Raw genomic sequence first — 25,521 nt, forward strand, 5'->3', positions numbered from 1 at the left:
TCGCCCAGCACAAACTTACTGCGCAAATACGGGAGCGAGCGAATTGGAAATTGTGCGGCTCAGCGCAATTCAAACGAGCAATTAGCTGCAACACTGCGACAATCGTTAGTCGCGCGGATCGCAGCCGATGACATTTTCCAAAGTGGCGGGTTGGTCCGTCGATTCTTCGCTGTCTGCAAAACAGGCTCGGCTGCGGCGAATGTCGGCGATCAACCGACTGAGTTCCTTCACCGGCAGTGTATTGGTGACGGGCCGAACGTCCCAGGTCGACCTGGCCGAAGCGAGCCTGAGCGTGGCGTTCAATTCAAGCGGGTTCATGTCGGTAACTTCTGCAGCGGAGTGTGGCAATCGTCTAAGCCCCAACTAAGAGTTGGCCAATGTTCGCCAAACGCAAATTTGCGGGTGATATTTACAACCGATTCGCGCTAATCGTTTTCAAGGGTGCTTTGTTAAAGCCTTGCAGACCGCCTACTCCGCTTCTCACCGACTCAACCGTTAGAATGATTAGAACCGGACGCGCTCAATCGTAACCCTCCCTTGCTGAAGCAACCTTATGCCTTCCTCTCGTTCCATCATTCGCTGGTTCTGCCCTTACTGTTCATGGCAGGAAGATGGCACGGTGGCCGAACTGGATAGCCGCCTGCGCGGGCTGGGCATGATTCGGCGGGAAGAGAAAGCCGAACTGAGCCTGATGCTCGAACTGGCGCGGATCAAGAAGCCCGACCTGCGTTGCCCCGGGTGCAACCAAACGGGCTTCACCGCCGACGCCATTAATCCCGGCGAAGACGACTGGGGTGCCGGCAAACCCTGCGCAAACTGCGGCACAACCATTCCCGCCGAGCGTTTGGAGCTGTTTCCCGAGCAGGACTTATGTGCGAAATGCCAAGGGACCGTCGAACGGGGCGGCCAACTCTCGGGGGACGACTATTGCCACCATTGCGGCACGCCGATGGTCGTCAAGCAAACCAAAGGGGGCGTCAGTCGTTATCAACAAGTCTGCCCGAGTTGCCGCCGATAACAACGGTTTGCCCCCCGCGCAGAAACAATAGCCGTAGACTATGGATTCAAAATCGCGCTGTTGTGGTCAGTTTTCCGTGAAATCTTGTTCCGCCAGCGGGTAGCGTGGCTGGACAAGAGTCGCTGCTATCAGGTAAGCTTTCGAGCTTCCCACTTTTTATTCAACCCTGGGAGATTGTGGTCATGGCGAGTTCGTTCTGGAGGCACGATGGTTAAGCTTGTTGTTCGCGACCGAGAAAGCATTCAGGAGGCAGTCCGCCGATTCCGCAAGTTGGTCGAGCGTAGCGGCATCAAGAAGGAAATGCGCCGCCGCGAGTATTACGAAAAACCGAGCGAAATTCGCCGCAGGTCGCGTCTTCGGGCTGAACGCCGAGCACGCCGGAACAAATTGATGCCAGGCACTTAGTTCACATTTGAACTGATCGGCTGAGCGATTTGTCCCTCTGACGCTCCTAAGCGTCGTTATTATTGTCTGCTCGACTGTTTGCTCGACCGCATTGTCGGGCAGGGCGGAGGTCGAGCCTTCTGGGCGAAGCTTCCCGAACGGGTCGATTTTCGAGGTTGGCCCTCCCGGCTGGAGCTTTCCAGCGCCGTGAAGTTCCATTTTGATCCATCCCCCTCCTGCAGGTCCGGTGGCTGTCGTGATCATTATTCTCAAGTCAGAAGTCACCGAAGATCAGATTCAACACGTCATTGAGCGGGTTGAAGCACTCGGCATGAAGGCTCACCTGAGCCGCGGCACCTATCGCACCATCATTGGCGTGATCGGGGACGAGCAGAAGATCGGTGCCGAACCGCTGCGAGCTATTCCGGGCGTGATGGATGTCATTCCCGTGTTGCCCCCCTACAAACTGGCCAGCCGCGAAGCCCATCCGCAGGCCAGCATTGTGGATGTCGGTGGCATCAAAATTGGTGGCGGCAACCTGGCGATGATCGCCGGCCCCTGTGCCGTCGAAGAACCCGAACGAATGATGGATATTGCTGCGGCGGTCAAAAAGGCCGGGGCGAATATCTATCGCGGTGGTGCTTACAAGCCCCGCACCAGCCCATATGCCTTTCAAGGCTCCGGCGAAGAAGGCTTGAAGATCTTACGCGAAGCAGGCGATGCCCACGGCATGCCCGTCGTCACCGAAGTAATGGATCCCCGTTGCGTCGAAATCGTCGATCAATATGCGGACATGATCCAAATCGGTGCCCGCAACATGCAGAATTTCGTCCTCCTCACCGAAGTGGGGCGCACTCGCAAGCCCGTGCTGCTGAAACGCGGCATGAGCGCCACGATCGAAGATTTGTTGATGAGTGCCGAATACATCCTGTCGCAAGGCAACAGCCAAGTGGTGTTGTGCGAGCGAGGCGTAAAGGGCTTCGATAAAGTCACCCGCAACCTGTACGACGTGGCCGCTGTGGCCGTTGTGAAGGGCTTGTCTCACTTGCCGATCATTGTCGACCCCAGCCATGCGACGGGCCGGCCCGACCTGATTCCGCCGTGTGCCTTGGCCGGTGTGGCAGTCGGTGCAGATGGCGTTCATATCGAAGTACACGATTGCCCCGAACGGGCAAAGTCGGATGGTCCGCAGGCTCTCCTCCCGCGGCAGTATGCAGAGCTTGTCACCCAGATTCGTAAGCTGGCCGAGTTGTTTGGCAAAACCATTTCAACGATCGGCCCGGAGAAAGCCGCATGAGACGCAAATTTATCGCTGGCAATTGGAAGATGAACACGACCGCCGCGCAAGGGGTCGAATTAGCAACCGCGCTGGCCAAGGCCGTCGGTTCGGCGAGCGATGTGGAGGTCGCCGTTTGCCCCCCCAGTGTTTACCTGAGTGCAATTGGCGCTGCAATCAAGGGCTCGGCCATTGGCCTCGGTGCCCAAAACTGCCATTACGAAGCGAAGGGCGCGTTCACGGGAGAAGTCGCTCCCGCGATGCTGCTCGATGTCGGCTGCAAGTACGTGATTCTCGGCCATAGCGAACGCCGCCAGCTATTCCACGAGACCAATCAAGACGTGAACAAGAAGGTGATCGCCGCGTTGGCAGCGGGGCTGACGCCGATCGTTTGCGTTGGCGAGACGCTGGACGAGCGTCAAGCGGCTCGGACACAAGCGGTTGTACGCGAACAGGTCGAGGGTTCGCTGGCTGGTTTGACCGGCGAGCAAGTTCTGAAGTTGGTCATTGCCTACGAGCCCATTTGGGCCATCGGCACCGGCGTGGTTGCGACCCCGCAGCAAGCGGAAGAGGTGCATGCTGACCTACGCTCGCTCCTGTCGTCGCGGTATACTGCCCCGGTCGCCGAGGCGGTACGGATTCAATACGGTGGCAGCGTGAACGCAGAAAATGCGGCTACGTTGCTGTCGCAGCCCAATATCGACGGCGCACTCGTCGGCGGGGCTGCACTCAAGGCGGATGGCTTTCTGGCGATCATTCAAGGCGCGCGGTAGGCCCGCCTGCCAACATATGCGTGCCAGTCGGCCGCGGACGAAATAGGGAGATGTCATGCTGGAACTACATCAAATGCCGCTGCCTTTGGCCCTGGGTTTCATGCACTGGATGTTCATCATCCCCCTGAGCCTCCTCAGCGTGTTTTTGACGCTGCTGATCCTGGTGCAACGAGGTCGCGGTGGCGGCTTGACGGGTGCATTAGGTGGTATGGGCGGACAAAGCGCGTTCGGCACCAAGGCTGGCGACGTATTCACCAAGATCACCGTCGTCGTGGCACTGCTTTGGATTGTCCTCTCGATGGGTGCGCTTCGCGTGCTGCACGTCGGCAAGTTCGGCGAGACCGTGGGAAATTCGACGCCGGTCAAGGGTGGCGTGATTCCCGTTGATGATCAGAAAGTCGACGATAAAAATCCGCTCAATGTCACTCCTGCTCCAGGACTGACTCCTGAAAACACACCGGCACCCATGGGAACGACCCCAGAGACGCCGAAGGCCGAAACGCCCAAGGCTGAAGAGCCCAAGACAGAGACGCCCAAGACGGAAACTCCTGCTACTCCGGAAACGCCGAAGACCGAAACACCTCCGGCCAAGACGGAAGCCCCACCTGCTGAGTCGCCGAAGAGCGAAACACCAACGGCTGAGTCGCCCAAGGCAGAAGCCCCCAAAGAAGCTGAACCAAAAACAGCGGAACCCAAGGGCGATGCTCCCAAGGCCGACGCCCCGAAGGCAGACGAAGAAAAGAAATAGTCACTAACCTGCAGCAGTCGCTGAGCGGGTTGTTCGCCAGCGACCATTGTCATCCCAGTTTTTCACCGTGGGCTTCGGCTATTTCAGCTGAGCCCTTTGATTCTTTCTTGCGGAGCGGCAGCCTTGTTATCGAGCATGACGGGGCATGGCGAAGCACACCGACATCAGGACGGTTTGTCCGTCGCGGTCGAGGTGCGCAGCGTCAACAACCGCTACTTCAAACTGAACTTCCGCGCCAGCGAAGGTTATGCAGCCCTCGAGACGCAGGTCGAAGCGCTCGTGCGGCAGCAGGTTCGCCGCGGCACCGTGCAACTCTCGCTGCGGGTCGATCGCCAGGCTTCTCCCGATGATTATCGCTTGAATGCGGCCGTCATTGCCGGTTACATGCGTCAGCTCAACGCTCTCGCCAAAGAAGGCGTGGGAGTGGAAGGAGTCCGGGCCGATTCGCTGCTCCAACTGCCGGGCGTGGTTTGCGAACCGGTAGCGGACTGGGCACTGGTCGAATCGCACTGGCCGATCATCGAAGGTGCGGTGAAGGAAGCCGTCACCCAGTTTGCCGCGATGCGGGCAGAAGAGGGTGCCACAATGGCCGTGGACATGCGGTCCAACTGCGCGTTGATTCTGAAAGAACTGCAGCAGATCGAACTTCGTGCTCCCTTGGTCATCGATGCCTTTCGGACTCGCATCGTCGAGAAGCTGAACAAGCTGCTGAGCGAAATGGGGACGCGCATCGAGCCTGCCGACGTCGTCCGCGAGATCGGCATTTTCAGCGAGCGGAGCGATATTTCCGAAGAAATCGTGCGACTGAAGAGCCACCTCGAACAATTCGAAACGGCCATGCAAGTGGAAGAAGCCGGCGGTCGTAAACTCGACTTTTTAACCCAGGAAATGTTCCGCGAGACAAATACCATTGGCAGCAAAGCCAACGATGCCCAAATTGCGCATCACGTCATTGAGATCAAGACCGCCATCGAACGCGTCCGCGAGATGATTCAAAACATCGAGTAGTCCTTCATAGCCCAACGCGTGAGCGAGGGGGTAGCTGGTACCCGCCACATCCCTCGCTGACGCGTCGGGCTACTAAATATCATGAACCTCAAGCCCCAATCCGCGACCAGTTCTGCCGTGAAAACCGGCCGGATGATCGTGATTTCCGGCCCTTCAGGTGCCGGCAAATCGACGGTCGTCCGCAAACTGTTGACGGATTGCAGCCTGCCGCTGGCACTGAGTGTGTCGGCGACAACGCGCCAACCGCGGGCAGGGGAAGTACACGGGCAGGACTACTTCTTCCTGCCTGCCGACGAGTTCGATCGTCGCCGCCGGGCGGGCGAATTCCTCGAATGCAAGGAAGTCTTCGGCCGCGGAGACTGGTACGGCACGCTGCAAAGTCAGGTTGCCGCTGGCCTTGAGGCCGGGAAGTGGGTAATCTTGGAGATAGACGTGGATGGGATGCGATCGGTTCTGGAGCGTTATCCGGACACGATTACCATCTTTATTCACTCCGGTGGCATCGACGAACTCGAACGCCGTCTGCGAACTCGAAACACCGATAGTGACGATGCCATCCGACGTCGGCTGGAAGTTGCCCGCCACGAACTTGCCTACCAGAATCACTATCGCCATCAAATATTGAACGACGACGTCGATCAGTCCGTACGCCAGATTTGTGAAATCTTGTTGCAATTGGGAGCTTGAACGAATGCTTGATGATTTGCGCGAAGAAGGAATTGTGAACAAGGTTGGCGGCCGCTTTAAGCTTTCGACGCTGATTCAAAAGCGGATGGTGCAGCTCAATAAGGGCGGGCACGCGCTGGTCGACAAGAACACGCAAGACAAGATGCAAATCGTGCTGGAAGAAATCAAGCAGGACAAGATCTATCTTGATGCTTCGAACAATCTCCGCAGCACCGAGTTCCAAGGGACCGGCGAGACAATGGAACTCGACCTCGGCGATTTGTAAATCGCGTTGGATTTTCAGCTTTTGTTGGAGTATCGGCCTTAGCCGGAATTTCACTGTTGAGCATCAGGCCGGCTAAAGCCGGAACTCCAACAGGAGTACTCCAACATGGCCGATCCGAACACCAATCGCGAAATCGTCGTCGGAATTACTGGCGGCGTCGCGGCGTATAAGTCAGCGATGCTAGTCAGCCGCCTGGTGCAAGCGGGCCTGGGTGTAACCGTGGTCACCACGCGCGCTGCCGAGCAGTTCATCGGCCCCGCAGCGCTCGCAGCTTTGGCGGGTAGGCCAGTCGCGCGCGAGTTGTTCGACCCGGCCTTTCCGCTGGGCGCGCACATCACACTCGCCGAACGAGGCGAGTTGCTCGTCATCGCCCCCGCTTCGGCTGACTTCATGGCCAAAGCAGCTCACGGGTTGGCCGACGACCTGCTTTCGACGCTCTATCTGGCGTTCATCGGCCCCGTAATGATGGCCCCGGCGATGAACACTGCAATGTGGAACCATGTCGCCGTGCAACGTAACGTGCAGCGATTGCGGGACGATGGCGTGCAATTCATCGATCCCGAAGCGGGCTGGCTGAGTTGCCGGCAACAAGGTGCCGGGCGCATGGCCGCTTGGGAATCCATCGCCGCGGCCGTGAAAACTCGCTTGGACGCGCTGCCCGCTCGCGGTGCATAATGCACCTTGGTCACTAGGGGTGGCCAGCACTTTTGCGAGGATCAGCGTCGATGACCACGCGCGATGAACTCCTCGAACAATGGCAAGACGGCCTGGCGGAGGCCGATCGTGCGAGCGAGCGCGGCGTTACCTGGTCCGATCGCTTGCGGATCAAGCTCTACCGCTTTCTGCTGTCGATGTATGGTCAGTCGACCTGGCCCGGCGAGCCGAGCGACGTCGACAACGAGCAAGGCCGCGCGCGGTCAACGTTGACGGTCGACAAGCCGCCCGATCATGGCCTTGGCAAAGCCCCGCGCACACGGGCCGAAATTCTCGCCGGGCTGAGAAATGTGAAAGGCCTCTCGGAAGAACTGGCTCCGCCGGGGCCGCTGCAGCAGGGACTTGAACCCGATTCGCCGGTGGTCGTGGCCGCGAATCGCAAGCGGGCGAAAATCGAACCGCTCGTTCGACATCTGAGATCACTCGGCGTGGAGCCCGAAGTTCGCTTCGCAGGCTCGCTCTGGCAGGTATTCGTTCCCCATCGCAACGCAGCTTATGCGGCGCAAGAGATTGCCGAGTTCACTCCGCCGCCGCCGCCGCCAATGCCCGTCATCGAACTAAAGTGTTCCCGCAGCTCGCTCAGTGGTGTGGTGCTCTTCGGCTTCATTGGTTCGTTGCTGTCGGTGCAGTTTGCCGCACTACTCGTGGGCGAAGCGTCGAATCAATCGACGGCGACCGCTTGGATTGCGGTCGTCGGCACTGCAGCCGCGGTTTTTGATATGCTATTTCTGCTGTGCCTCTACTGGGACGTGCAGGGATATTTTGCGGCATTGAAGAAATGCGAGCAACGCGAACGACTCGAAAAGGAATATGGCTGAAACCGTACACGCTTTCGATTTTGTCAAAACCACCACGCCGCCAGCGACCGGCGTGTGCGTGCTGTTTGGCGACGAGCCCTGCTTGCGGCAACTGGCCCGCGAGCATGTGCGCGGCATCATGACGCACGGCGATGCCGATACTCCCGTTTCGCAGCACGACGGGAGCGAAAAGGTTCCCGAGTGGCGCGATGTGATCGACGAACTGGCGACTGCTTCGCTCTTTGGTGGCGGCGGTGCCCGGCTGGTGGAACTGCGCGAGGCCGATTCGTTTGTCTCGACGCATCGTCAGCGACTGGAAGACTTCGTCACCAAAGGGAAGTCGCACGGTGTGCTGGTGCTGGAAGTGAGCGAATGGCCCGGCAATACGCGACTGGCCAAGATGGCTGCCGAATCGACGGCGACCGTCGTCGACTGCCGCCCGCCGCAGAAGGTAGTGGGCAAAAATAAAGTCATCGACGAAAGTGCGATCGCTCGTTGGCTCACCGATTGGGCACGCACCGCTCACAGTGCTCAGCTGCCCCCAGACGCAGCCAAGCTGTTGCTCGAATTGACCGGGCCCGTGTTCGGCGTGCTGGTGCAAGACATTGCCAAGCTATCGCTCTTCGTCAAAGCGGGCGAAAAGATCACGCCCGAGATGGTGCAAGACATTGTCGGCGGTTGGAAGGCTCGCAGCCTGTGGGATCTCGGCGATGCGGTGGCTGGTGGTGAAGCGGGCGATGCACTCGCGCAGCTCGATCACGTGCTGCAAGCGGGCGAACATCCGCTGGCAATCACCGGCTCGCTGGGCTGGGGTCTGCGGCGTTATGCCCTCGCCACGCGTATTTTTCGCGAGGCGGAACGCTCAGGCATCAAAGTGCAACTCCGCGATGCCTTGCTGCAGGCCGGCTTCAAAGATTGGCCGCTGGGGACACTCGCCAAAGCCGAAGCTCGTTTGAAGCAACTGGGACGCGTCCGCGGCGGCCAGCTGTATCGTTGGCTCTTGGAACTCGATCTGTCCCTCAAGGGAACTCACTCCAATGAGCGCCGCGGTCGTTGGGCGGTCGAACGAATGTTCTTGCGACTGGCGAAGCAAGCGGCGCCGAAGCGTTGAGACGTGCACCGCTTAATCGCGACTGCTCGCTTCAATCACTGCAATCATTCGGGCAATGTCTTCCGCGTTGTTGTACCCGTGCAGACTGATGCGCACACCGCCGCCGCGGCAGCTCACCACCACTTCGGCAGCGAGTAACTTTTCGCGCAGTTGCGTGGGTTCGGTGCCGGGAATCGCGAACGTCACAATGCCGGAAGTATGTCCGGGCTCATTGGGGCTGAGCAAGCGGGCACCGCAGCGAGCCAGTTGTTGTCGCGCATGCTCGGCGATTGCCAGGATGTCGTTGGCGACGGGTGAAGCTTGTGGCGAAACTCCCAGTTCGCGCAGCAGCCCCAGGCTTTGCGCCAGCGCGATCTGCCCGCCCATGTTCGCCGCACCACCTTCATAGCGTGCGGCGCTCTGCTTGATGTTGAACGCAATCCGGTCAAACTCATACGGACGCTGCACGCTGTTCCAGCCCACATGCGCAGGGCGGATGAAGTCGAGATGTTCGCGGCGCATGAACATCAGCCCGGCCCCTTCTGGTCCGAGGAGCCACTTGTGTCCGTCGGCAGCTAAAAAATCGACCTTCGTCCGCCGCACATCAATGGGGAACACTCCCAGCCCTTGAATGGCATCGAGAAAAAAGAAAATGTTCTTCCGCTGACACAACTGGGCCACTTCGTCGAGATCGATCCGATACCCCGAGGCGTAGCCAATCCAGCTGAGGGAGAGGAGGCGAGTTCGCTCGTCGATGGCTTCTTCCAGGCGGTTCAAATCGACGAGGCCCCCCGGCACATCGACCAACCGGGTCTGCACCCCCTGAGCAGCGAGATTCAGCCACGGATAAGCATTCGACGGGAACTCGTTGGCGAGGGTGACGACATTATCGCCAGCCTGCCAAGGAAAGCCTTGGGCAATGTAATTGATGCCCGCGGTGGTATTGGGAATCAGGGCTATTTCGTCGAGTTCCGCCCCCATCAGCTCAGCGGCATGCCGCCGGGCCTGCTCCAGTTGGCCGTTCCAGCGTGGCCAAACCGTGTCTCCCAACTCGGTCGCTTCGGTCAGCCACTGAGCCACCGCCCGTCGGGAGGGCTCCGGCAACGGCCCCACGGCGGCATGGTCGAAATAGGCGAACCGCCGGACAACGGGCATCTGGTCGCGGAATATCCGGGCGGTTGGACTGGGCAGAGTTGGGGTGGACACGATTGTAGGACCATTGCGAAAGATGACGGCTTCGACGACAACTTGAGGGCCGACAATGATCGGCCTGCGTAGGTGACACCGCCGACGCTCGAATTATACTAGGACGCCGTAGCAAACAGGCGTGGTGCCATGAGCGTTGCAGCTTTGAGGATGTCGGGAATGCCAAAGGTTCTTTGTATCGCGGGGATGGTCGTCGCCGTTCTCGTCGCGATACTTTTCATTCTCGACCTGGCCCTGCCCACGATGATGTTTCGTCGCGCGAGCATCCTGATGGACGTCGCCATGATCGCCTGCGCCATCATTCTCGGTTTCGCCAGCTGGATGACGCTGAAAGAGCAGAAGTAAGTTCGATTGAGTCCGGTAGCCAGTCTGAATTGCTCGTGCTCGATTCAGAAGCGATTGATAATCTGACGCGGACTCTCTAGGAGTAGCGCGACTTTCTTCGCGGGCAGCATTTGTTTCACTGGTGGCGCTTGCTTAGTCGGTGCGCCGGGCTTGGTTGGCGGAAGAGGATCGGCGTGCCAGTAGGCGCTCATGCCGAGAATCAGGCGGAGCAAAACCGTGGTGGCCAGATACACCGTGTAGTGCAGCGCGGCAGCACCGAATTCAAGTTCGAGACTGGCCTGTGCGCAGACTGCGCCAATGACAATCACCACGGGAATCGCGAAAACTAACATCAGGCCGTTGCCTGCGGGATTGATATCGAGGTACGTGAACACGAACCAGTACAAACCCCAGATCAGCGGATAGACGACCGACGGCGCAATCAACCGCAACAAAAGTTCCTGCCTCGTGAAAGGAGCCAGTTCGTCGTCGCGCAAAAATGTGTACGCGGCGAATGACAGCGGTGGGGCGAGCAGGACCGAGCCGGTAATCAAGATGACCAGCGGCACCTTCCCGCCGGGGAATCCCAAGCGCAGCAGAAAGGCCAGCAACAGCACAACGAACACGCTCGCGACAATGCCAATGATCATTGGCTTCGAGAGCTTGGTTTCGGTGCGCACCACGGGCTTGAGAACAGCCTGCCCCTTGGAATCTTTAGGGCCGGTCGGTTCTGGCGCGTGCACGACAACTTGCTGCGCGACCGTAGGAACGGTGATGACCGTTTTGCACTTGGGGCAGGGCCCCTTCTTGCCGGCAAACTTCTCACTGACCTGAAAGCGTGTTTTGCAATTCGCACAGGTGACATCAATGGGCATAAACGAGGTCCACGCAGCAGCAGTGGCAGAGGAGCGCCGAGCGACGATGTTCGAGACGAGACTTCAGGGGACAAAAAGTTCGTGAAGACGAGATTCTGCAGACAAGTATTCTTCGGACGAGTGCGGGCAGATGGCATTTTTCAGGACGATTTTTTTCAGACTAGCTAGCGACAAATTATATCACCAATCTGTATCGGTTGTGACGATAAGACCAAGGAAGCCATCCCCCCCTCCAATGGACTCGTTTTCCACGCTGGTGCTGCCAGCGTGCCGCGACTTGCCTGCTATTTCAGGGGAAAATTGCAATGACAAATAGACGGACAGCTTCGACCAAAGCCTTTGGTGTGGAAGACGGATACGCTCCGTATCGCCTGCGGCAAGCCCGCTACTACGACCTGGGTGTCGACTGTGCCCAGTGGGCCAACGAACACTTCGCAGCGACCGGGCGCAAATGCGAGCTGCTCGATATCGGTGCCAATGATGGCATCACTCGGCGGTACGTCGAATTGCATCCCGGCCACGAACACGTCAACTACCATGGTGTGGACCTGTTCCCGGAGGGAACATCAGCGGTCTACAAGCAGGAAGAATGGCAACTGCACCAGATCGATCTGTCGCAAGGACTTCCCTGCCTAGAAAGCGAAGCCTACGACATCATCGTCTGCGAGCAAGTGCTCGAACATTTGCACGACCCCGGTCTGGCGATGCGAGAAATGGTGCGCGTCCTGCGCCCTGGGGGGCGGCTGGTTTGGGGTGTGCCCATTTTCCCGCACGGCGTGCACCTCCTTCGCCGACACGTGGTTCCCGTCGTCGACAAGTGGACTAACGCTGGCCCCCGCGGCCACGTTCAGGCCTGGTCGAAGCAGACTTTTTTAGATCTGGTCAAAGAACAATGCCCTGAGCTGACGGTCGAAGCTTCGCGCGGATTTCGCATCGTTTCGGGTGGCCTGTTGCGGCCGCTCGAGTACAGCCGCTGGTGGTGGCAGTTGAATCGCCGCGTGGGGGCTGCGGTGCCGGGCCTGTGCGTCGAAGTTCAAGTGCTGCTCCAAAAGCGGGCTGCTGGCGAAGCAGAAGTTCGCCGCGCCGCTTGAGATTTCGTTTGCCAATTCTGAAAATGCTCGCCGCATTGTGAATTCAATGCGGCGTTTTCATGCGCACTTCGACTCTCCCCCTCTCCTTGTCTCTGCCCAGCCCTCGCGGATAATTCATTCTCGACCTTTCCGCGAGTTCGTTCCTTCCCGGCCAAGGGTGCGCCGATTATTGCCAGCGATATCATTCTCGACGATCGACTCACTGCGCTGCGCGATGCGCTCCTCGCCTTCTTGCGTCCGTTGCCGAGCGCAGCGGTAGCGTTCTCGGGAGGTGTCGATTCAGCGGTCGTCGCCCAGGCGGCGTTCCTGGCATTGGGAAACCGAGCGGTCGCGGTGACCGGCGTGAGTGCCAGCCTGGCCACGGGCGAATTGGAACATGCTCAACAGATCGCCGCGCAAATAGGCATTCGGCACGAGATTGTTTCGACCGAGGAACTGGCTCGCGCCGGTTATGTGGCGAATTCGCCCGATCGCTGCTACCACTGCAAGACGGAGCTCTACACCAAGCTGACCGAGTTGGCTCCCTCCTGGGGCGTGAGCGCGCTGTTGAATGGGGCTAATCTTGATGACCTGGGTGACTATCGCCCCGGCATGCGAGCGGCGAGTGAGTTTCGCGTGCTAAGTCCGCTGGCCGAATGCGGCCTGAATAAAGCCGACGTCCGCGAACTGGCCCGCCATTGGCACTTGCCTTGTGCCGAAAAACCGGCCACGCCGTGCTTGAGCAGCCGGATTGCCTATGGCGAACAAGTCACTCCCGAACGTCTCGCGCGGATCGATCAAGCGGAAGTCTTTTTGCGTAGCTTGGGTCTGGGAGACCTGCGCGTGCGGTTGCATGCGGGAGAGCTCGCCCGCATTGAAGTCCCACTCGATGTGCTGCCAACCTTGACGCAGCCTGAACTGCGTGAGCAGATTGCCCAGCAATTTAAAGCACTCGGGTTTCGCTTCGTCACGCTCGATCTGCAAGGCTTTCGCTCCGGCAGCCTGAACTCGCTGCTGAGCTTGTCGAAAGCGACCATTCCTGAGTAGGGCGGACCAGTCGAATGTTAGGAAGGGACTGGGGTTTACATTTAAGTTTCGGGGCGACGGACCGGCAGCGCAAGCGCCGAGAGTAGCGTGTCGATCGTCCTAAGTACGTTCTTGCTCAAGTCCGTTTGCGCTCTATTTGTTGACAAACCACCGGAGCCTTTCCCCGCAACCTAGCGCAACTCTCGGGAAATACGCGTGTCAGCGTAAGACTGCGAACCGCCCCCCCATAGGAGCGATAGCGCCACTTACGGCGATTCAACTGCTGCTTTACGTGCCACCAAGTTGTCAAAGACCTACGGACTGTCCGCCATCGCTAATAGACGTTCAAGTGTGGACTCGTCTGGTCACGGATCTTGGGAAATCATCCAGGCTCTTACACGTAGGGTGCGGCTGATGTCGCGGCGGTCGTCTTGGCGATGACGATGGAGTTTCCCGCGACGAGGTCTACCAAAGGGTCCGTCAGAGTGGCAGTCGCTCGCTACGCGAAAGCGCCATAAAGTTTGAAGGCGAGAACGTACTTCCAACAGGTTACCGATAACGCTTTCACGGCCAGTGAGAATTGGCTTAGCTACCTTCTCTCACGGTGAGCCGCATCGCGTTTGAGTCCAGCGAGATTCGGGAGCCGTTAGCACGATTCTATCCACCCTAGCCATGAATGGTCGCCGCGGCTGCCTACCTACAGCCGCTTCTGCATGCTGAGCGAGCCGACGACAAGGGCGAAGAGCGCCATCGACCAGAGTACGACGGCATGCAGCCAGAGTTCGTTCCAGCCGCCACCACGCAGAATCACACTCCGTGAGGCGTCGATCATCCACGTGGTCGGAATGAGCTGCGAAACCCATTGCAGCGGCAGCGGCATCGAGTCGATCGGGAAGACATAACCCGACAGAAAGATCGAGGGCAGGAAGGTCCCCATCGCGACCTGACCAGCTGCTTCCCGCGTCGCAGCCTTGGTCGAAATCCAGAGGCCAGCACCCAAGTTTGCCAGCACAAACGGAAACGTGATCATGAGCAGGGTGATGAACAGACCGTGAATCGGTACGCGGAAAATAACTCGCATCAGCAGGGCGATAAAGCAGAATTCGAACAGTGTCAGGATGATGTACGGTGCCATCTTGCCGAGAATCAACTCGCTGCGGCGCACCGGTGTCATGTAGAGCTGTTCGAGCGTGCCAAGTTCTTTTTCTCGCACGATGGCATTGGCCGATAGGACCGTCGACATCATCTGGCACATCACCACCATCAGCCCGGGAATGAAAAAGTTCGCCGAGCGCATGTCGGGATTGAACAGCAGACGTGGCCGCGCTTCGATGGGGAGCGCATTGTCGCCGAGAATTCGAGCTAGCGATTGACGCAAGGCAATCGCGTTGCTTACGTTCACGGCTTCACCAGCGATGCTCGATTCGGTTCCATCGACCAGCACGAGAAACTGAGCGGAACGATCCGCTTCGAGTTGACGTGAGAAGTCTTCGGGAATGATGATTCCCACCCGCGCTTTGCCCGCCACAATCAACTGGCTCGCTTCTCGATCGGTAAAGGCGCGATGCACGATCTTGAACGAATGGGAATTCTCGAACTGTTGCAACAGCTGACGACTTTCCTGGGTTCCCGCCAGGTCAACGACCACCGTGCGCACATTCCGCACATTCGTGTCGATGGCATACCCCAGCATGAAGAGCTCCATCACGGGGACAAACAGCGTGAAGAACAGCGTTTGCGGATCGCGCAGGATATGGAGCATTTCCTTGCGGCCAATCGAAAACGTCCGCAAGAGTGTGTCGCCATTCATCTATGGATCCAGTTCGTGGAACTATTTCGTTGGTGGTTCGGTGTGGTCGGTGGTTCGTATTCACAGACTCCCTCTTCTGACTACTTCGGGGAGAGGGAACTTGAATGAGACGTCAACCTGCTTGGGCTAACTCGCGCGTGCGATTCCGGGCGATTGTCACAAAGACGTCTTCGAGATTTGCGCCTGCGTCGCGAATGGACACATCGGGAGCGACGAGGTCGCGCAAGTCGTCCCGTACATCGACGAGCGCATGCACGGACTGTCCGAAGATGGTTGCCTCTTTAACCGTCGGGCGAGTCTTCAAAACATGTAGCAGTGCGGCGATATCCGGCGCGACGATTTCGACCCGCCGAAATCCCGCGGGAGTGACTTCCGGCAGCTGTTTCAGTTCCGTGGGGGAGCCGATGACCAGCAGCTTCGATAGATGCAGATAGCCCACGCGTCCGCACCGTTCGGCCTCATCCATGTAGTGTGTAGTGATGAGCAGCGTGATCCCTTGCGCAGCGAGTTGAAAGAGCAAGTCCCACAGTTCGCGGCGGGCGACGGGATCGACCCCCGCAGTCGGCTCATCGAGAAACACCAATTGCGGGCGATGAAGCAGCGCGCAGACGAGTGCCAGGCGTTGCTTCCAGCCACCTGATAGCCGCCCTGCCCAACGATCCAAGTAAGGACCGAGTCCCGTCAGTTCGATAAGTTCCTTCTGCCGCAGCTTAGCCTCTGTCTTACGCAGGCCATAAATGCCCGAATAGAAGTCCATGTTCTCCTGCGTCGTCAAATCTGAATAGAGCGAGAACTTTTGCGACATGTACCCGATCGACTGCCGCACTTCGTCGGCTTCTTTCACCACATCGCGCCCCAGCACCGTCGCCGTACCTTCAGCCAGGGGCAACAATCCGCAAAGCGCGCGAATGAGAGTCGTCTTTCCCGAGCCGTTGGGCCCGAGCAGTCCGAAGACTTCGCCCCCATACACTTGCAAGTCGACCTGGTCGACTGCAGTAAAACTGCCGAAACGGAGCGTCAAACCACGGACGTCGATCACGGGTGTGGATGGGATGGACATGGGTTTGCTCAATTTGCTCGGGGGTCGAATTTTTAAACGCCCTCTCCTTGGTGGTCCGGGGAGAGGGGACCAGAGCGCGAGTTGCTCACTCACCGCGCCGCGACAATCATCTACTTCTTCAACCATACATCCGCAGCCATGCCGGATTTGAAGACCCCCTGCGGATCGGCGACGCGCACTTTCACGGCAAACACCTGGTGACGACGTTCGTCGATCGTTTGAATGTTGCGCGGCGTGAATTCACTTTCGGGGGCAATGTAAATCACTTCGCCTTGAAAGCGTTTGTCGGGAAATGTGTCGATCGTCACCGCCACTTGTTGGCCGATCTTGATCCGGCCAAGATCGATCTCCGAGATATACGCTTTCACCCACAGATCGTCGGCTCGCAGCACGAGTGCGACAGGGCGGTTCGGTGCAGCGATATCCCCCGGTCGCACACTCAGCGTTTGCACAATGCACTTTTCCGGAGCATAGACCGTCCGTTCGCGGCGCATCACGTCGAGCTCGGCAATCTTGGCTTTCAAGTTTGCAACGGTCGCCTGGGCTTCGTCGATTTCCTCGACGCGTGTTCCTGCCTTGAGCAAGTCGAGATTAGCCTGCAGCCGAGCAAGTTCCGCAATCGATTCGGCAATCTCTTCTTCGCGATAGCCACTTTCGTACATTCGCAATTTGGCGGCGAGGGCATTCACCTGGCCGTGCAAGCGACCGTAGCGCGAGACCGCTGCATCGTAAGTTCCTTTGCTCGTGGCATTCTTTTCGAGCAGTCCCCGCTCGCGAGTCATTTCGATGCGAGCATTTTCCATTTCGGCTTTGATGCTCTCGAGTTCCGCGCTAACCTGCTCCGTCTCCTCTTGGCGAAATCCCTTTTTCATGCGCGCCAGGCGAGCATCGGCGGCTTCCTTTGCAGCCTGAGAGGCGGCGATCTCTTCTTTACGCGGTCCTCTCTCGAGCCTCGCGAGCACAGCCTCCGCAGCAGCCAGTTGAGCTTCAAGCTGCGACCGCTGGGCATCGAGTTCGGGCATTTCCAGCTCGATTACTTTCGCGCCGGCTTCCAGCACGTCACCGTCGTCGACGAAGACTTTCGTCACTCGCCCCCCCGAACGCGAACTGAGTCGCACTTCTTGCGATTCGACCGTCCCCGGCAATTTTAGTTCGCGCGAGCTCGGGAAGAACTGGTACCAGAGGCCAGCAGATGTGCCGCCGAGGGCCAGTAAAATCGTGCCGACGAGAAAAGTCTTAGTAAGCATAGTTAGTTTCGGTTTTTTAGTAGTCATGTTGGTGCTGCGGCAGCCGACAGTTGCAGCCGGCAGCATCTCCTCTTAAGCTCAGTCGGGGTGAACCAGTCGGATGACAGACTAGTCTCCCTAAATAGCTGAGCAGCCGCGGAACCCTTTTCAGACACAAAAACCGCGCAAAGAATCGTGATCTTCCGTAAGTTCCTGGTGCTGCACACTTTGCGACAGGTAAAATAACGCATGGATCCTGCGGCCACGGTGGAGTTACAGCTGCTGCTCGACCGCCTGCGAGCAGGCGACGAACAGGCTCGGCGCGAGTTCTTGGAACGAGCCTGCGAGCGGTTACGTCGCCTGGCAGGCAAGATCCTTTCGGGATCGTTCCCCCAAGTGCAGCGTCGGCACGAGGTCGACAGCATCGTGCATGAAACGTGGTTTCGCTTGGTGCAAGCGATGGAAAAGGCCGATCCACCCACCGTCGCCGATTTTTTTCGTTTGGCCGCTCATAAGATTCGGCAAGTGCTGCTCGATATGGTGGCGACTGAGCGACGCGGCGGACATCAGCACGAAACACTCGTTCCCAACAACGATTCGTTTGCCAGCCGGCATGAACCGGCCGACCACTCGCTCGATGGCGCGCGGCTGGCCGTGTGGACTGAATTTCACAACAAGGTTGGCAAGCTCGCCGAGGCAGAGCGCACTATTTTCGAAATGCACTACTATCTCGGCCTGCCTCAGGCGGAGATTGCGAGGATCCTGGAACTTCATCCGCGCAAAGTCAGTTATCTTTGGGTCTCAGCCACGGAAGAGTTAGCTGGCGATCTGACGCAAATCGCGAGGTTATGAAGTGAATCGCGAGCCGATCGAACAAACGCTTGCCGAGGGGAGCACACCCGGTAGCAGTGATGCATCTGGGATGAATCCGCTCTTCGAATTGCTCGTGCAGTGGGAAGAGCACCGCGCTAGCGGAGACGACCTGTCTGCCGAACAACTTTGCCCCGACAATCTCGCATTGCAGGCAGAACTGCGCGAGCGGCTCGTACGCCGGCGTGTGATGCTGGCCGCAATCGATTTCGCTGAAAACAATGTCGGTGAAGCGAGTCAGCGAGCACCGTCGCCGCTGCCACAACTGGCAGGGTACGAAATTGAAGGTGTAATTGGCCAAGGGGGCATGGGTGTCGTTTATAAAGCTCGGCAGTTGGGTCTGAAACGTTTGGTCGCCATCAAGATGATTCTCGCCGGCGCGAATGCCAGTTCCCAAGAGTTGGCCCGCTTTCGGAGCGAAGCCGAAGCGGTCGCTCGGCTGGCCCATTCCAACATTGCGCAGATATTCGAGATCGGCCAGCAACAAGGGCGACCTTATCTGGCGCTCGAATACGTCAGCGGCGGCAGCCTGGCCCAGCAGCTCGATGGACAGCCCGTGCCACAGCGCCGGGCAGCTGAGCTAACGCTCGCGCTGGCGCGGGGTGTACAGCATGCGCACGATAAGGGAATCGTGCATCGCGACCTGAAACCAGGCAACGTGCTGATTCATTCCGACGGCACTCCGAAAATCGCCGACTTTGGTTTGGCGAAGCATGTGCAAGGAAATCCCACGCACACCATGACCGGCGCGATCATCGGATCTCCCACCTACATGGCCCCCGAACAGGCTGCCGGGAACTCAGCGGAAATTGGTCCAGCGACCGATATCTATGCATTGGGCGTCATTTTGTACGAGATGATTACCGGCAAGCCGCCGTTCACAGGCGATTCCGTTATCGAGACCATTCAGCAGGTGCGCGAGCAAGATCCGCTGCCACCGCGCCTCGTTCAACCCAAGTTACACCGCGACTTGGAAACGATATGCCTCAAGTGCCTGGAAAAGAAGCCGCAGCAACGTTATTCCAGCGCTGCTGCCTTAGCTGCAGACTTGAAAGCCTACTTAGAGGGCGAGCCCATTCAGGCGCAGTCGCTAACGCTTCTCGACCAGGTGGCGCGCTCGATTCGTCATCAAGGATTTGATGAACGGATTTATGGCTTCGCAAACCGCATGCTTTACTTTGCACCGGTTCCCATTACTGTTCACGCGATCGCTTATCTTCTGCTCGCCGGCCAACCCTATTATGCCATCGGCATGATTCTGACCACGGCGACCATGCTGCTGACGATGCTACCGTTATTGATATTCTTGGGCTATCCGTCGCTCCGCCAAATCCCCAGCTGGCAGCGCAAACACTTCATGACGACCTGGATCGGGCACTCCGTTGCGATGGGGGTGATTCTGGCAATCGTACTGTTGGGCATGAGGCACGAGAAGCCCGAGTCGATGCTCATCATTTACGCCATGTGGGCCGTGGCGGCGGCCTTGAGCTTTTTGTCGCACGCTGTCGAAGCTGGCATTTATTACATGATTGGCGGTGCCATGCTAGTCATGGCAATTGTGTTCGCACTAACACCCACTTGGGCACCGCTGGAAGTTGCAGTTCTCATGTCGGCCAACATGCTATTTCAGGGACTCTACCTGCGTACGCAGTCGCGTGAGTCTGGCGACGACCCGGTCGCCAGTGAAAAGATCGCTGCGGCGACAACGATGATTCCTCCCAAATAAGAGCACATGCAACTCAAGCTAGACCGTCGCGCTCACCCATTCTGGCGGCGGCTGGATCGTTTCGGCTGGCAGGCCGCCGCTATCTTTGCGACCACTGCCGGCAAATCGGCTGATCGCCCGCACGGTCATGTCTTGATTGCAGGCAATTTGGCAACTGAGTCGAATTCCACTCAATCCCTTGGCAGAGAGCAAGTTCTGTTCGGCCAAGGTCATTTCGGCCGGTTCGCCGCTAATGAACTCGACGCGGCAAGTGGTGCACCGCGCATTGCCACCGCAGGCGTGCAACTGATCGACGCCCGCATCCTGCGTGAGGGCGAGCACCAGACGCTTGTTTGCCGGCACTTCGCACTCGCCGACACCTTCGACTGTTAACTTGGGCATGTCCATTCCTCTGCTTGGTTGTTTGGCTACTTGGCTGCAGCATTATTCGCTGCCTGAGCAATCGGAGCAATGGCGTGACTGGTGTGTCGGCTGACCGCGAACAGGTATTTACTCTGGGATTGGATCCGCACGGCGAATTGGTTTTCCTTCCCAGGTGGCTTCGTCCTTGGCCTTGTCGTAGGTAAGTACCCGGCTCGCACTGCGCGGCGCAGGTGGCAGGTCGATCTTGGGCAGCCAGCGACGATGCTCAGCAATCACCGCGGCATGTTCTTGCTTCTCAATCACATTCGTCCACTCGTGCGGATCGTTCTGCAAGTCGTACAGTTCTTCACTGTTGTCGGCATAGCGAATATATCTCCACCGCTCGCTGCGAATGCCGTGATTCCCCTGATTGTGCGAAGTGATCGCGGGCCGCTCGCGCATGGCATCGGCATTTTGCAACTGTGGCAACAGACTGATGCCTTCGAGATCGGTCCGTTTGGGCAACTGACAGAGGTCGATCAACGTGGGATAGATATCGAGCAACTCGGCGGGCTGTGTGCAGCGGCCAGCCTTGATGCCGGGGCCAGCAAAAATCAGTGGGACTTTAGTCCCACGATCCCAGAGTGTGTTCTTGCCTGTGATCCCTTTCTCGCCCAGATGCCAGCCGTGATCTCCCCACAGCACGATGACGGTATTCTCGGCCAGCCCAGCCTCTTCAAGTGCGGCCGTGATGCGCCCTACCTGAGCATCAACAAAGCTCGTGCAAGCCAAATAGGAGCGTACGAGATTCCGCCACTGGTTATTCTCTTGCACCCACTTCAGTCGCGGCTCCGGCAAATGCCAATGCAAGTACCAAGAGAATCGCGGCGTATCGGCACGGTCGTCCGCTTTGAGCAGCGGCAGCACACTGTCGTCGTCCGGATACAAGTCAAACCACTTCTGCGTGGCATAGCAGGGAACATGCGGCAAAAAGAATCCTGCTGCGAGGAAGAAGGGCTGATCCTTCGGCGCGATTTTGATTTGTTCGACAGCCCAACTAGCAACCTGGTAGTCACCTTTGTACTCATCGCGGTGTGGGAACACGCCCCAGTCCATCAGCGGATTGTTACCCATTGGCGTTGGGCCAATCAGCTTCTTCTCGGGCTTGATGCCGATGCCACCGCCGGGTCCCCAGACATCAAACTCCTGCAGTCGTTGTTGCGGGCTGCCCGCACCGCCGTGATAGATCTTGCCGGCAGTCAGCGTGCGATAGCCGCCTGCTTTGAAATGCTGCGGCAAGGCGACGCGGTCTTTCCAGTCGTCGAGCGTGCGAAACCAAGGAGAAAGACCGTAAATGCCCGTCGTCGTAGGTCGCAAGCCAAGTAGCAAACTAGTACGAGACGGATTGCAGAGCGGAGCCTGGCAATGAGCATTCAGGAAGGCGGTACCGCGATTCGCCAACAGGTCGATATGCGGAGTCTTCGCCAGCTTGTGCCCGCCAAAGGCACCGATCCAATCGTTCTGATCGTCGATGGCGATGAAGACGACATTCGGCCTCTCAGCTGCCGTCGCCGGCGTGATACTGACCACGAGGCCCAGCATTACTAGCAGGCAGCGAATGATTGTTGACATGGAGAGGTATTCCGCGAGTGAAACTGGAGCGTTACGGTGAGGCATAAACCTGGTGCAGCAGTGGTTCCCCGGCAATTCCACGCAGCAGGTTTTCGACGGAGATCTCGGCCATGCGACGGCGAGTCTGTTCGGTGGCGCTCCCCAGATGCGGCGCGATCGTCACGTTGTCGAGCTTGAGGAGCGGATGGTCGCGGGAGAGCGGTTCGGGATCGGTCACATCTAGCCCGGCTGCATAAATTTGATTTGTCTGCAGCGCCACGGTGAGCGCTTGCGTGTCGACCACGGGTCCGCGGGCGATGTTTACCAGAATGGCGGTCGGTTTCATCTTGGCGAGCGCGGCGGCATCGATCAGCCCGCGCGTCTCGTCACTCAGGGGGCAGCAAAGCATGACGTAGTCGGAAGTGCGGAGCAGTTCGTCGAACCCGACATACCGCGCCTGCAGCTCTTGTTCAACGGCTGCGTTTTGACGGCGGTTGTAATAGAGGACCGGCATATCGAAGGCCCGAGCGCGGCGCGCGACCTGCTGCCCAATTCGCCCCATGCCGACGATACCCAGCGTGCGGCCGTGAACTTCCTGCCCTAGCATGTAACCCGGATCGTACCGCGTGAAGTCTGCGCAGCGGGCATAACGGTCCCCTTCGATCAGTCGCCGGGCTGCGGCGAGCAACAGCGTAAAGCCCATGTCGGCAGTGGCACCGTTCAGAATACCCGGAGTGTTGCCCACCGGAATGTTTCGTGCAGCCGCATCGACCAGACGAATGTGATCGACTCCCACACCGTAGTTGCTGACGACCTTCAGGCCGGGCAAGCGATCGAGCATTGGACCATCCACCAGCAAATGGCCATAGGTATAGAGTCCTGCAACAGGTTCGCTCGTTCCCTCAAGCGCGACCGACCACGGCAATATCTCAACCTTGCCGGCCAAGAGCGCCTCGATGACAGGGTTGAGAGGAGTATCGGCAACAACGCGCGGCAAGGGCATGGAGATATCAGGGCAAGGGGCAGAAGTGCGAACCGGTGGTGCAGACTAGAATAGCTGGTCGCGCGCCGAGAAAGTAGACCGAAGCGTCAGTGGTCAATGCGCACTGGCTTTTGCTAAGAATTCAGTGACCAGACCTGTATCAGGCCGGCGATATCGGCGACAGCTACGGTTTGCTCGTCCGGCGAGATAGCGAGCGCCGAAAACCAATCTTTGAACTGCCCGCCGCGGGGACTTCCGAGCGCACCGACTTCTTTGCCGTCCTCTAGATTCGTGATGCGAAGCGTAGTGTCGCGGCCCGTCGAGAGGAGGTACTTTCCGTCCGCCGAGAAACGGGCATCGGTAACGCCATAACGATGGCCGCCGATTTCGCGCAGCACCTTGCCAGTTTCCATGTCGATAACGTGGAATTTGCCGGTATCGTTCTCGCCACCTTGGCCCGCGACGGCAAACTTGCCATCGGGCGTGATATCCACGGCAATCAGCCCTGCTGAGACGAATTTGCGCCAGACTTGCGCGCTGCCGTAAGAAGTCGCCTTGGTATCGTACTTGGACAAGTTGATTTTCAGAATGTCGAACTTCACGTCGCCTGTGGTGGCGTCGTGAATGCGCAGCGCGGCAGCGGGAATATCGAAATCATCGTGCTTGTCGCATTGCTCACTGACGAGAGCGGTCTTGCCGTCTTGCGACAACGCGGCCGCGCGGATCCAGTTCCAAGGAAGTCCGGTCCAACGAGCCACTTCCTTCGCTGCGGGCAGATCCCAAACAATGACTCCTGAGCGGGCATCGCCACTGATCAGGCGTTGCTCGTCGCCGCTCATTCCGAGGGCCATCACCCAATCGGTATGCCCGGCCAGCGCATGCTTGGCCGTTACTGTCTCTACCTTAATGCCCGGCGCTTTCAGAATCTGTTCTTCCAGTTTCTTATCTCGCTTGGCTTTGCTGCGGCGCTGATCGCCGTCGAGGATTACTTCCGCAGTGCCGGAAGGCGCGGCAGCCGGATCCCAAATTCGCACGCTATGATCGAGACTGGCGGAAACAAGCAGTTTGCCGTCGCGGGTCGAACGGAGCCTGCTGACGCCGTTGGTGTGCCCGATGAACTTGCGCGCCGGATCGTGATTCGGCGCTTTCCGCTCGCTGTTTTTCTCGGCCTCGAACTTGCCAGGCTCCGCAGGAAGATCCCACAGATAAATGTCGCCTTCCTGGTTAGCGGCAACCACACGCTGCCCCGAGCCCACAAAGGCGACTGCCGACGGCCAAGAACCTTCGCAGGTCAATTGCCAGAGGAGTTTGGGATTTTTGATGTTCATGCGAGGTCTCAGCAAAAGACGGCTGTGGACAACTACCCCAACAAATCGCTCACCACTTTCGAACCGAACGGTGCGAGTGGAATTGGACGAACACCGGTGTAGTTCTCAATCTTGGGATCGATCGAGAGCGCTTGATAGATCGTGGCGAAGAAGTCCCCTTCGGTGACGGGGTTACTCTTTACTTCGACGCCTTCGGTATCACTCTCGCCATACATCTGGCCACCTTTGATGCCGCAACCCGCCAAGGCCGCAGACCAACAGCGGACATAATGATCGCGGCCCGCGCGATTGTTAATGCTCGGCGTGCGCCCAATCTCACCCGCCCAAACAATGAGCGTCTTATCGAACAGCCCGCGCTGCTTGAGGTCGGTCATCAGCCCGGCCCAGGCATGTTCCATCGAAGGAACGAGCCCACGATGCCCGGTGAAATTGTCGCCGTGCGTGTCGTAACCACTCTGACCCACTTCGATGAATGGCACTCCAGCCTCGACGAGCCGTCGCGCGAGCAAGCAGCGCCGCCCCATGGCGCTATCGCCATAGAGTTCGCGATTCTTCTCCCATTCATCGTCGATGTTGAAAGTCTTCCGCGCTGCACCAAGTCGACGGGCCGCTTCGTACGATTCACGATGGAGCCGCGCGAGCTCCGATTGATGGGCAGCGGCAAATTGATCTTCCAAGAAAGCGCGCACTTCGTGGCGACGAAGTTCTTTCTCTGCCGCCATGTTCGAGCCAGAGAACGTCGGTAGCGAACCATCCGGCCCAATACCGAAGGGCTGGTATCGGGGCCCGAGGAAACCGCTGCCGGCATCGCCATGACCGAAGATCTTGATGAAATTCGGCAGATCGGTCTGTTCGGTGCCGTGATATTTGGCGACGATCGATCCAAACTCCGGAAAGCGAACATTCGGCGTAGGCTGATAGCCGGTGTGCATCAGATAGATGCCGCCGGGATGGTCGACTTGGCTCGTCTTCATCGAGCGAATGACGGCCACCTGATCCATTTGCTGCGACAACTTGGGCATCAGTTCGCAAACTCGCGAGCCCGGGATGTTGGTCGAGATTTCGCGGAAGGGTCCGCCGGTCCGCGCGCCGACCTTCATGTCGAAGGTTTCGAACTGGCTTGCACCGCCGTTCATAAAGAGGTAGATGCAGTGCTTCTTCTGCTTGCGCACTTCATCGGCAAGCGAGGTCTGCGTCAGCCCGCCCCAATTCATCACCACGCCGCCGGCTCCGACGCCGAGAGCGCTTTGCATCAGTGCGCGGCGGGAGAAATGCTCGCCGGGGTTACATCGAACTGCCATGTTA

At 58.5% G+C, this 25,521-nt stretch carries 27 protein-coding genes; 16 read left to right on the forward strand and 11 right to left on the reverse strand.

The annotated features are described in order from the left end of the window. Window positions 1-105 precede the first annotated feature (105 nt). Window positions 106-318: a hypothetical protein gene (locus ETAA8_RS25165; RefSeq protein WP_145095106.1), complete on the reverse strand. Its 213-nt coding sequence runs from the start codon at window positions 316-318 to the stop codon at window positions 106-108. 235 nt (window positions 319-553) lie between these two features. Here ETAA8_RS25165 and ETAA8_RS25170 point away from each other — a divergent pair, with 235 nt between their 5' ends. From ETAA8_RS25170 to holA, 11 genes are all read left to right on the forward strand, one after another. After that, the gene (locus ETAA8_RS25170) at window positions 554-1,018 is read left to right on the forward strand and encodes a TraR/DksA C4-type zinc finger protein (RefSeq protein WP_145095109.1); all 465 of its coding nucleotides are present in this window, start codon (window positions 554-556) and stop codon (window positions 1,016-1,018) included. A gap of 207 nt (window positions 1,019-1,225) precedes the next feature. Beyond that, on the forward strand, window positions 1,226-1,423 hold the full coding sequence (gene rpsU / locus ETAA8_RS25175) for a 30S ribosomal protein S21 (RefSeq protein ID WP_145095112.1): 198 nt from the start codon (window positions 1,226-1,228) through the stop codon (window positions 1,421-1,423). Window positions 1,424-1,658: 235 nt separating this feature from the next. Continuing rightward, complete coding sequence (gene aroF, locus ETAA8_RS25180) at window positions 1,659-2,699, forward strand: 3-deoxy-7-phosphoheptulonate synthase (protein WP_145095115.1); 1,041 nt, start codon at window positions 1,659-1,661, stop codon at window positions 2,697-2,699. After that, window positions 2,696-3,451 (forward strand): triose-phosphate isomerase, encoded by a 756-nt coding sequence (gene tpiA / locus ETAA8_RS25185; RefSeq protein WP_145095117.1) that lies wholly within the window; start codon window positions 2,696-2,698, stop codon window positions 3,449-3,451. The genes aroF and tpiA overlap by 4 nt, the downstream gene beginning before the upstream one ends. A gap of 55 nt (window positions 3,452-3,506) precedes the next feature. Further along, complete coding sequence (gene secG / locus ETAA8_RS34920) at window positions 3,507-4,199, forward strand: preprotein translocase subunit SecG (RefSeq protein WP_202921259.1); 693 nt, start codon at window positions 3,507-3,509, stop codon at window positions 4,197-4,199. Between the two features lie 123 nt (window positions 4,200-4,322). Then, window positions 4,323-5,207, forward strand: a complete 885-nt coding sequence (locus ETAA8_RS25195) for a YicC/YloC family endoribonuclease (RefSeq protein ID WP_145095120.1) — start codon at window positions 4,323-4,325, stop codon at window positions 5,205-5,207. 81 nt (window positions 5,208-5,288) lie between these two features. Next, complete coding sequence (gmk, locus tag ETAA8_RS25200; protein ID WP_145095123.1) at window positions 5,289-5,894, forward strand: guanylate kinase; 606 nt, start codon at window positions 5,289-5,291, stop codon at window positions 5,892-5,894. Window positions 5,895-5,898: 4 nt separating this feature from the next. Further along, a complete protein-coding gene (gene rpoZ / locus ETAA8_RS25205; RefSeq protein ID WP_145095126.1) occupies window positions 5,899-6,159 on the forward strand; it encodes a DNA-directed RNA polymerase subunit omega in 261 nt (86 codons plus the stop codon). A 105-nt stretch (window positions 6,160-6,264) separates the two neighbouring features. Beyond that, window positions 6,265-6,834, forward strand: coding sequence for a flavoprotein (locus tag ETAA8_RS25210; RefSeq protein WP_145095129.1), 570 nt, complete (start codon window positions 6,265-6,267; stop codon window positions 6,832-6,834). Between the two features lie 50 nt (window positions 6,835-6,884). After that, window positions 6,885-7,691: a hypothetical protein gene (locus tag ETAA8_RS25215; protein WP_145095132.1), complete on the forward strand. Its 807-nt coding sequence runs from the start codon at window positions 6,885-6,887 to the stop codon at window positions 7,689-7,691. Beyond that, window positions 7,684-8,781 carry a DNA polymerase III subunit delta gene (gene holA / locus ETAA8_RS25220; RefSeq protein WP_145095135.1) on the forward strand — a complete coding sequence of 366 codons (1,098 nt, stop codon included), beginning with the start codon at window positions 7,684-7,686 and terminating at the stop codon, window positions 8,779-8,781. The genes ETAA8_RS25215 and holA overlap by 8 nt, the downstream gene beginning before the upstream one ends. Window positions 8,782-8,793: 12 nt before the next feature. On the opposite strand, the gene ETAA8_RS25225 is transcribed toward holA, so the two are convergent. Then, a complete protein-coding gene (locus ETAA8_RS25225) occupies window positions 8,794-9,966 on the reverse strand; it encodes an aminotransferase class V-fold PLP-dependent enzyme (RefSeq protein ID WP_145095138.1) in 1,173 nt (390 codons plus the stop codon). A 159-nt stretch (window positions 9,967-10,125) separates the two neighbouring features. Between ETAA8_RS25225 and ETAA8_RS25230 the strand changes: the two genes are divergently transcribed. Continuing rightward, window positions 10,126-10,311, forward strand: a complete 186-nt coding sequence (locus ETAA8_RS25230) for a hypothetical protein (protein WP_145095141.1) — start codon at window positions 10,126-10,128, stop codon at window positions 10,309-10,311. A 44-nt stretch (window positions 10,312-10,355) separates the two neighbouring features. Here the strand turns inward: ETAA8_RS25230 and ETAA8_RS25235 are convergent, their stop codons facing one another. Beyond that, entirely contained in the window at window positions 10,356-11,165 is an 810-nt protein-coding gene (locus ETAA8_RS25235; RefSeq protein ID WP_145095144.1) for a zinc ribbon domain-containing protein, read from the reverse strand. A gap of 305 nt (window positions 11,166-11,470) precedes the next feature. Between ETAA8_RS25235 and ETAA8_RS25240 the strand changes: the two genes are divergently transcribed. Beyond that, the gene (locus ETAA8_RS25240; protein WP_145095146.1) at window positions 11,471-12,256 is read left to right on the forward strand and encodes a class I SAM-dependent methyltransferase; all 786 of its coding nucleotides are present in this window, start codon (window positions 11,471-11,473) and stop codon (window positions 12,254-12,256) included. Window positions 12,257-12,487: 231 nt separating this feature from the next. Continuing rightward, complete coding sequence (gene larE / locus ETAA8_RS25245) at window positions 12,488-13,282, forward strand: ATP-dependent sacrificial sulfur transferase LarE (RefSeq protein ID WP_261343579.1); 795 nt, start codon at window positions 12,488-12,490, stop codon at window positions 13,280-13,282. Window positions 13,283-13,958: 676 nt separating this feature from the next. Here larE and ETAA8_RS25250 read toward each other — a convergent pair. The 3 genes from ETAA8_RS25250 to ETAA8_RS25260 all read right to left on the reverse strand — a co-directional run bounded on the left by ETAA8_RS25250 (window position 13,959) and on the right by ETAA8_RS25260 (window position 17,378). Next, window positions 13,959-15,071: an ABC transporter permease gene (locus tag ETAA8_RS25250; RefSeq protein WP_145095152.1), complete on the reverse strand. Its 1,113-nt coding sequence runs from the start codon at window positions 15,069-15,071 to the stop codon at window positions 13,959-13,961. Window positions 15,072-15,183: 112 nt separating this feature from the next. Further along, window positions 15,184-16,131 (reverse strand): ABC transporter ATP-binding protein, encoded by a 948-nt coding sequence (locus ETAA8_RS25255; RefSeq protein ID WP_145095155.1) that lies wholly within the window; start codon window positions 16,129-16,131, stop codon window positions 15,184-15,186. Between the two features lie 110 nt (window positions 16,132-16,241). Next, entirely contained in the window at window positions 16,242-17,378 is a 1,137-nt protein-coding gene (locus ETAA8_RS25260; RefSeq protein WP_202921260.1) for an HlyD family secretion protein, read from the reverse strand. A 228-nt stretch (window positions 17,379-17,606) separates the two neighbouring features. Between ETAA8_RS25260 and ETAA8_RS25265 the strand changes: the two genes are divergently transcribed. Continuing rightward, window positions 17,607-18,209 carry an RNA polymerase sigma factor gene (locus ETAA8_RS25265; protein ID WP_145095162.1) on the forward strand — a complete coding sequence of 201 codons (603 nt, stop codon included), beginning with the start codon at window positions 17,607-17,609 and terminating at the stop codon, window positions 18,207-18,209. Window position 18,210: 1 nt separating this feature from the next. Further along, the gene (locus tag ETAA8_RS25270; protein ID WP_145095165.1) at window positions 18,211-19,953 is read left to right on the forward strand and encodes a serine/threonine-protein kinase; all 1,743 of its coding nucleotides are present in this window, start codon (window positions 18,211-18,213) and stop codon (window positions 19,951-19,953) included. An 18-nt stretch (window positions 19,954-19,971) separates the two neighbouring features. Here the strand turns inward: ETAA8_RS25270 and ETAA8_RS25275 are convergent, their stop codons facing one another. The 5 genes from ETAA8_RS25275 to ETAA8_RS25295 all read right to left on the reverse strand — a co-directional run bounded on the left by ETAA8_RS25275 (window position 19,972) and on the right by ETAA8_RS25295 (window position 25,517). Next, window positions 19,972-20,334, reverse strand: coding sequence for a 2Fe-2S iron-sulfur cluster-binding protein (locus ETAA8_RS25275; protein ID WP_145095168.1), 363 nt, complete (start codon window positions 20,332-20,334; stop codon window positions 19,972-19,974). Window positions 20,335-20,442: 108 nt separating this feature from the next. Continuing rightward, window positions 20,443-21,927, reverse strand: coding sequence for a sulfatase (locus ETAA8_RS25280; protein ID WP_145095170.1), 1,485 nt, complete (start codon window positions 21,925-21,927; stop codon window positions 20,443-20,445). A gap of 31 nt (window positions 21,928-21,958) precedes the next feature. Then, window positions 21,959-22,909, reverse strand: a complete 951-nt coding sequence (locus ETAA8_RS25285) for a 2-hydroxyacid dehydrogenase (RefSeq protein WP_145095173.1) — start codon at window positions 22,907-22,909, stop codon at window positions 21,959-21,961. A gap of 113 nt (window positions 22,910-23,022) precedes the next feature. After that, window positions 23,023-24,216 carry a WD40 repeat domain-containing protein gene (locus ETAA8_RS25290; RefSeq protein ID WP_145095176.1) on the reverse strand — a complete coding sequence of 398 codons (1,194 nt, stop codon included), beginning with the start codon at window positions 24,214-24,216 and terminating at the stop codon, window positions 23,023-23,025. A gap of 32 nt (window positions 24,217-24,248) precedes the next feature. Beyond that, window positions 24,249-25,517, reverse strand: coding sequence for a DUF1501 domain-containing protein (locus tag ETAA8_RS25295; RefSeq protein WP_145095179.1), 1,269 nt, complete (start codon window positions 25,515-25,517; stop codon window positions 24,249-24,251). Between the last annotated feature and the right edge of the window lie 4 nt (window positions 25,518-25,521).

It is taken from the genome of Anatilimnocola aggregata (assembly GCF_007747655.1).
GTDB lineage: Bacteria > Planctomycetota > Planctomycetia > Pirellulales > Pirellulaceae > Anatilimnocola > Anatilimnocola aggregata.

Bases quoted from the DNA above. Each gene is read 5' to 3' on its own strand.
- ETAA8_RS25165 (WP_145095106.1), bottom strand. From the start codon at position 318: ATGAACCCGCTTGAATTGAACGCCACGCTCAGGCTCGCTTCGGCCAGG.
- ETAA8_RS25170 (WP_145095109.1), top strand. From the start codon at position 554: ATGCCTTCCTCTCGTTCCATCATTCGCTGGTTCTGCCCTTACTGTTCA.
- rpsU (WP_145095112.1), top strand. From the start codon at position 1,226: ATGGTTAAGCTTGTTGTTCGCGACCGAGAAAGCATTCAGGAGGCAGTC.
- tpiA (WP_145095117.1), top strand. From the start codon at position 2,696: ATGAGACGCAAATTTATCGCTGGCAATTGGAAGATGAACACGACCGCC.
- secG (WP_202921259.1), top strand. From the start codon at position 3,507: ATGCTGGAACTACATCAAATGCCGCTGCCTTTGGCCCTGGGTTTCATG.
- gmk (WP_145095123.1), top strand. From the start codon at position 5,289: ATGAACCTCAAGCCCCAATCCGCGACCAGTTCTGCCGTGAAAACCGGC.
- rpoZ (WP_145095126.1), top strand. From the start codon at position 5,899: ATGCTTGATGATTTGCGCGAAGAAGGAATTGTGAACAAGGTTGGCGGC.
- ETAA8_RS25210 (WP_145095129.1), top strand. From the start codon at position 6,265: ATGGCCGATCCGAACACCAATCGCGAAATCGTCGTCGGAATTACTGGC.
- ETAA8_RS25215 (WP_145095132.1), top strand. From the start codon at position 6,885: ATGACCACGCGCGATGAACTCCTCGAACAATGGCAAGACGGCCTGGCG.
- holA (WP_145095135.1), top strand. From the start codon at position 7,684: ATGGCTGAAACCGTACACGCTTTCGATTTTGTCAAAACCACCACGCCG.
- ETAA8_RS25230 (WP_145095141.1), top strand. From the start codon at position 10,126: ATGCCAAAGGTTCTTTGTATCGCGGGGATGGTCGTCGCCGTTCTCGTC.
- ETAA8_RS25235 (WP_145095144.1), bottom strand. From the start codon at position 11,165: ATGCCCATTGATGTCACCTGTGCGAATTGCAAAACACGCTTTCAGGTC.
- ETAA8_RS25240 (WP_145095146.1), top strand. From the start codon at position 11,471: ATGACAAATAGACGGACAGCTTCGACCAAAGCCTTTGGTGTGGAAGAC.
- ETAA8_RS25250 (WP_145095152.1), bottom strand. From the start codon at position 15,071: ATGAATGGCGACACACTCTTGCGGACGTTTTCGATTGGCCGCAAGGAA.
- ETAA8_RS25255 (WP_145095155.1), bottom strand. From the start codon at position 16,131: ATGTCCATCCCATCCACACCCGTGATCGACGTCCGTGGTTTGACGCTC.
- ETAA8_RS25260 (WP_202921260.1), bottom strand. From the start codon at position 17,378: ATGCTTACTAAGACTTTTCTCGTCGGCACGATTTTACTGGCCCTCGGC.
- ETAA8_RS25265 (WP_145095162.1), top strand. From the start codon at position 17,607: ATGGATCCTGCGGCCACGGTGGAGTTACAGCTGCTGCTCGACCGCCTG.
- ETAA8_RS25275 (WP_145095168.1), bottom strand. From the start codon at position 20,334: ATGCCCAAGTTAACAGTCGAAGGTGTCGGCGAGTGCGAAGTGCCGGCA.
- ETAA8_RS25280 (WP_145095170.1), bottom strand. From the start codon at position 21,927: ATGTCAACAATCATTCGCTGCCTGCTAGTAATGCTGGGCCTCGTGGTC.
- ETAA8_RS25285 (WP_145095173.1), bottom strand. From the start codon at position 22,909: ATGCCCTTGCCGCGCGTTGTTGCCGATACTCCTCTCAACCCTGTCATC.
- ETAA8_RS25290 (WP_145095176.1), bottom strand. From the start codon at position 24,216: ATGAACATCAAAAATCCCAAACTCCTCTGGCAATTGACCTGCGAAGGT.
- ETAA8_RS25295 (WP_145095179.1), bottom strand. From the start codon at position 25,517: ATGGCAGTTCGATGTAACCCCGGCGAGCATTTCTCCCGCCGCGCACTG.